The sequence below is a fragment of the Pseudolactococcus hodotermopsidis genome, from assembly GCF_011170085.1.
GTDB classification, from domain to species: Bacteria; Bacillota; Bacilli; order Lactobacillales; family Streptococcaceae; genus Pseudolactococcus; species Pseudolactococcus hodotermopsidis.
The window spans coordinates 1-5,398 of record NZ_BLLI01000095.1; the positions used below are offsets into that span (position 1 = coordinate 1).

The following is a 5,398-nucleotide window of genomic DNA, read 5'->3' on the forward strand; positions in this document are numbered from 1 at the left end:
CATGAAATTTACTCAGAAGAATTTGATCAACCCAAAGAAGGCAAAAAAGAAAAACGCAAGTATATTCCCCAACAGTCACACCCGTGGAAACTTGCATCTTTCGAAAAGTATCTCAGAAGAATCGGTATGACGCTTCTGGAATATCAAGCTGAAAATTCAGCCTAAATCATAACACAATCATATCAAAAATGGAATCTAAAAGCAAATTTTGCTTTAGCAAAATGTAACTCATGTTTAGACTTTTTTTGGGACATTTTCAATTTCGCTTGACATCGTTTTTTTAAAATTTGTTGATTTTATCGGTATTTTGCTATATCTATATCGAAAATATCTAAATATTTCGACACAAATATTTGACAACAAATAAATAAGTCTGTTATAATCGGTAGCAGAGGTAGCAGAGGTAGCAGAGGTAGCAGAGGTAGCAGAGGTAGCAGAGGTAGCAGAGGTGCTATCCCTGAGCGAAAGCGCTTACTTTTAACGCCGTATCTTCTCTGTCTTAAATATGAAATTTTAGGGAGATTAAAAAGATGACAGTAGAACAAGAATTAGGGCAATTTTACAAAAAAACGCGTAAAAAACGCAATTATACGCAGCGTGATGCGGCATCGCCTTATTGCGATCACACATTGATTTCACGTTTTGAAAAAGGCGAGACGATGTTGGGCGCTGACAAGTTACTGCTTGCGATAAACGGTCTTGATATGACACCGACTGAATTTTTTGTGTCACATGGTAATTACCAACCAAATCGTCTGCAGATTTTTGATCAAAAAATGGGGCGCTATATCATGGCAGGAGATACAGAAGGCTTGAAAAACTTGCTGAAACCAAATTCTAAGGTAAAAGAAGATAAACTTTTTAATATTTTAATCAAATGTGCGATTTATGATACCTCAGATGAGATGTTACTAACGAAAGCCGATCGCAAGTACGCTGAAGATTATTTTGAAAAAATTGAGCAATGGACTTTATTTGACGTGAGTTTTTTTGCTAAGTGTTTAGAAGCGCTAGATGATGATGAGGCTTTCGACATTGGACAAGATATACTTGAAAATCATAAATTTTCAAGTATATTGTCTGGAAATGCTGAGGTTACCAAAAAAACTTTGGTAAATTTATATGTGCATTTGATTTGCCACGGTAGCCATAGGCGAGCTGAAAGGTTGAAAGATAAGTTTGATGATTTTTTGACCGAATGGGATATGGAGGAAAAGATTCTTCTTCATTTTTTTGAAAATGTTTCTTTCTACAAACAAGGAAAAAGCCCTGAACTTCTGAAAGAAATACAGGACGATATTCAAACTTTAGAAAAATTTGGTGCAACAGGAATGGCTAAACGAATCGCAATGTTTATTGAAAAATATTGTTAGTGAGAGAAAATTTGGTCAAAAAGCAAACCAAAGAATTAAGCATAATAAACTAAACATCATATTTTCTCCTTTCTTTTTTTGATTATGTTATTTTAACATATTAAATCTATCGAAATTGGGTTTGGTGCAGATATGCACCAAATAAAAATAACTTGGTGTAAATATACAACTTTTAAATTTTAGCGATTTTTGTGTGGTAGAATTAGTTTGTAGGTTAGTTTGAACGACTTATGCAGGAAATCGGAATGCGAATTTGTTATAGATATTTTTGTAACCTAGTCTAGTTCTTGTTTCTGAAATGTTATTTTTCAAGTGTGTTTGTAAAGACACCCAAATAGAATAAGGAGATTTTCAAAATGAAAACCAAAACATTGATTTTAGCACTTTCTGCAACAACAATGATTGCTGCAGGAGGACTTTCGGTGAAGGCAGCGGAGAGTTGGAACTATGGATACGGTATTAGTACAGCGTATTCGAATTATCACCATTCAAGTAAAACTCATACAGCAACAGTTACAAATAACAATACAGGTCGTTCCGGTAAGGACCAACAAGGGGCGGGCGTATGGGCCAAAGCGGTTGTTGGTCGTAATATTATCGAGAAATGTACTTTCTACTATAACTATTGGTAAGAAATGCTAGAATAAGGGACTGAGACGCAAGTCTCGGTCTTTTTTTTTAGAAAGAGGGAGTCAATAATGTATAAAAAACTAGAAAAGATATTGATTGTCTTATCGGTTGCTCTTATCGTATCATTTGCAACTTTTATCGTAGTTGCTAAGCACAAGCAAATGTTTGCTGGGGCAGACGGAGGAATCCTTGTCTTAAAAGCCCAAAATGATATAAAAGAAGTCATGGCTGACATTGCTAAAGAAAAGCAAGTTTTAATTGCCAAGCAAATCATGGTCGCAAGTACGGACGGTAAACAGGATAATCAACCAACTTTCCAAAAATTTGGCTCTGGAAAGTTACCGAGTGATTTTCCAGAGCAAACGGGTAAAAATTATCTTGAAAAAAGTGCTGATGAAGTTTACTATTTTATATTCGGTAAAGGGATTGATGCCAAGACCTTGTCTAAACGGTTAAATGATTTAGGAAATCAGACAATACTAGCTGATACTGACTGGCGTTTTCAGGGAGTTACAGCTATGCTTGATTTACGATTTATCATCGGTATGCTACTTTTTATCATTTCCTATATGGCTTTACTCATGGCTCGGGTAATAGCGAATTTAAAAAAACAGGGTATTCAACGTCTGTCAGGCATATCAGGTATTGTCCTTGCTTTTTCGGGAATTAAGCAACGTCTTACTTTTTTACTCATAACAACCAGTCTGTTTTTGGCTATCAGCAGTCTGACCTTGTATGCACTTAGTCTAAGGCGTGCCATGTATTTTGAGGTCTTGCTTTTCCCAGCACTATTTTGGGTATTAATCTTGATATGTGTGGAGTTATTAGTAGGTGCTGTTACTTATCTGTTTTTACAACGTCAAAAAATTAATCTTGTCATTAAGAATCGTATTCCTTTAGATGCTTTGATGAATTTGGTCTTATTCTTGCAGTTGCTTGCGCTTATTTGTCTTATTTTTTCCTTTGCCAATGTTTTAAATAATCATGAGGAAATAAAGCGTTTAGAGCATGCCAAGACAGCTTGGTCGAGATATGACTATGTAGCTCCTAGTATGCTTGGAGGAGGTTCAGATGAACATGACCAACAACTATCAGACTTTTTACTAGAGGCAAATGAAAAAGAAGAGTTACTTATTGTGGCAGATAACTTCAATCATTCACCAAAAGCAAGTCAATATTTACCCACGGCTTATGCCAATGAAAATGTACTCTATGTAAGTCCAAATTATTTAGAGAAAGTAGGGATTAAGCTTGAAGCGACATTATCTGAGCAACTAACCCATATGACAGATAAAACCTATGGTATATTAGTACCGGAATCTCAAAGCAAACATAAAAAAGAACTTATAGCCGCATGGTCTGAGCGTATGAATTCGGGGTCAGATGATAAGCCATTAGGACTAGAACCTATATCAGCGACTTATCAATCGCCCTCAAAAGAATTGTTCACATTTCGAATGCTTGGCTGGAGTGCCGTTGATAACCGCTCCTTTGTCAAAGAACCTTTACTTATTGTGGTAACACCTAGGACTTTTATTGGGACTGATAAGGTTGCTGGTAACTTCTTTTCTTGGATTAGTAAAGAGCAGATTCAATTTTCTGATAGTCAGTTGACTGATTCCCTCATCAAAAAACATGGTCTGGAGAATAACTTGGGTTCGTTTTCAAATGGCAAATTTGCAGTTGCTAACAGATTAGCAGGTAAAAGAGCAGAGCAACTCTTTATGCTAGTAGCCTCCATCATGGCACTTGTAAGTGCTATCTTCTTAATCTCGCTTATGAACCTGATTTATTTATATCAAAATCGGAAAAAATTTGCAGTGACATATTTAGCGGGCAAATCTTTGTTTGAGATACATAAGCAGTACTTAGCACAACTACTTATCATGATTGGTTTTTCAGTAGTTATGATTTTCGTGAAACATTTACCTGCTTTAACCTTGCTGATACCGTTTCTATTTTTAGGAATTATTTTAGCTGTCTTTATCAGGCAGGTTTATATGAGTAAAACCGCAAGCCTTGCAACTTTGAAAGGAGAATGAGATGATTGAATTAAAAGACATTAGCAAAAGTTATGATGGATACAAGGTTTTATCTCACTTTGATTATCAGTTTGAGGCGGGGAAGAGTTATGCTTTGACAGGTAAGTCTGGTTCAGGTAAAACAACCTTACTTAATATGATTGGTCGTTTGGAAACGCCAGATACTGGTGAAGTTCTACTAGATGGTAAAGACTTGAGCAAGTTATCAGAGAGAGTTTATTTTAGAGACTATCTAGGGTATCTCTTTCAAAATTATGGCTTGATTGATAATGAGAGTATTAGGGACAACTTAGCCTTAGCTTTTGTAGGGAAAAAAGAAAGTCGTGATAAACAAGAAACATTAATGGCGCAAGCCTTAAAACAAGTTAATTTAGAAAATCATGATTTGAAACGCAAGATTTTTTCTTTATCAGGTGGCGAGGCACAGAGAGTTGCGATTGCTAAGTTAATGTTAAAACAACCGTCGATTATTTTGGCAGATGAACCAACAGGCGCCTTAGATGAAGACACAGGTCGAGAAATTATCGATATTTTGATAAGCCTAATCGGAGATGAGACAACATTAATCATCGCAACACATGATTTGCATGTTTACAGTCGTGTAGACGATGTATTACACTTGTCATGATTCGTGAGTTTTAAGTATGGAGAGTGGCAATAATAAAGGATGGCTATGCTTAAAAAAATAATTGATACACTTATAGTCCTGTTAATCTTTATCTTAAATAAGTTTTTCCCTGAATTAAAGTGCTTGGCTATCATTTAACTATTTTATTTGTGATTAGCATATGGTTACCTTTTAAAAGTAAATAGTTTTTTATTAATAATGAGTGATGTCGTTAAAGTGTTAGGAGTATTGATTATTTAGCCAAAACTAAAAAAATTAGTCCATTTGCAATTTGGACTGATTTTTGTTACCTGTTTCGCTTAATGTTGTGATTTTTATCGGATAAAATTAAGGAAGTAGTGGTATCAAAGGCTCAGGGCTATATGATTTTGATATTGCATCTCCTAATATTGTTGCTATTTGGAAGTTAAACGAGTCTATTAAACAAAATATAAATGATTTACGTTTTCCAGTGTTATACTCAATTCGTTAAAAATAAAGAACGCTTTCAATAACCTCACTATCGGCATAAGCCAAAATTCTCTTTTGGATTGTTTTATCATAGGTCATACTTTCAATATATTATACGTTGCGCTTTTTTATCGAATTGAGTATACAATAGACTTGTTCCTAAACCATCGCTCTTTCAAAATTGATAATGCCACAAATTAATTCAGCCCGATAATCAAAGCGCCTTCTCCGATTCCGATAAGGAAGTGCCATAATTTGAAAGGTTTTGAATACCG

Annotated in this window: 4 protein-coding genes and 2 pseudogenes; 5 read left to right on the plus strand and 1 reads right to left on the minus strand. The window is 35.1% G+C overall.

What is annotated here, in order from left to right:
• From Hs30E_RS11655 to Hs30E_RS10340, 5 genes and pseudogenes are all read left to right on the plus strand, one after another.
• Positions 1-165, plus strand: a pseudogene (locus tag Hs30E_RS11655) (ISNCY family transposase); the annotation flags it as partial.
• Positions 166-530: 365 nt separating this feature from the next.
• Positions 531-1,373, plus strand: a complete 843-nt coding sequence (locus Hs30E_RS10325) for a helix-turn-helix domain-containing protein (protein ID WP_172209862.1) — start codon at positions 531-533, stop codon at positions 1,371-1,373.
• Positions 1,374-1,729: 356 nt separating this feature from the next.
• Entirely contained in the window at positions 1,730-2,005 is a 276-nt protein-coding gene (locus Hs30E_RS10330) for a lactococcin 972 family bacteriocin (RefSeq protein ID WP_172209863.1), read from the plus strand.
• A gap of 66 nt (positions 2,006-2,071) precedes the next feature.
• On the plus strand, positions 2,072-4,045 hold the full coding sequence (locus Hs30E_RS10335; protein ID WP_172209864.1) for a DUF1430 domain-containing protein: 1,974 nt from the start codon (positions 2,072-2,074) through the stop codon (positions 4,043-4,045).
• A gap of 1 nt (position 4,046) precedes the next feature.
• On the plus strand, positions 4,047-4,673 hold the full coding sequence (locus Hs30E_RS10340) for an ATP-binding cassette domain-containing protein (RefSeq protein WP_172209865.1): 627 nt from the start codon (positions 4,047-4,049) through the stop codon (positions 4,671-4,673).
• 609 nt (positions 4,674-5,282) lie between these two features.
• Here Hs30E_RS10340 and Hs30E_RS10345 read toward each other — a convergent pair.
• Positions 5,283-5,398 (minus strand): annotated as a pseudogene (locus Hs30E_RS10345) (IS5/IS1182 family transposase); the annotation flags it as partial.

Coding starts and splice junctions, on each gene's coding strand:
- Hs30E_RS10325 (WP_172209862.1), top strand. CDS start 531: ATGACAGTAGAACAAGAATTAGGGCAATTTTACAAAAAAACGCGTAAA.
- Hs30E_RS10330 (WP_172209863.1), top strand. CDS start 1,730: ATGAAAACCAAAACATTGATTTTAGCACTTTCTGCAACAACAATGATT.
- Hs30E_RS10335 (WP_172209864.1), top strand. CDS start 2,072: ATGTATAAAAAACTAGAAAAGATATTGATTGTCTTATCGGTTGCTCTT.
- Hs30E_RS10340 (WP_172209865.1), top strand. CDS start 4,047: ATGATTGAATTAAAAGACATTAGCAAAAGTTATGATGGATACAAGGTT.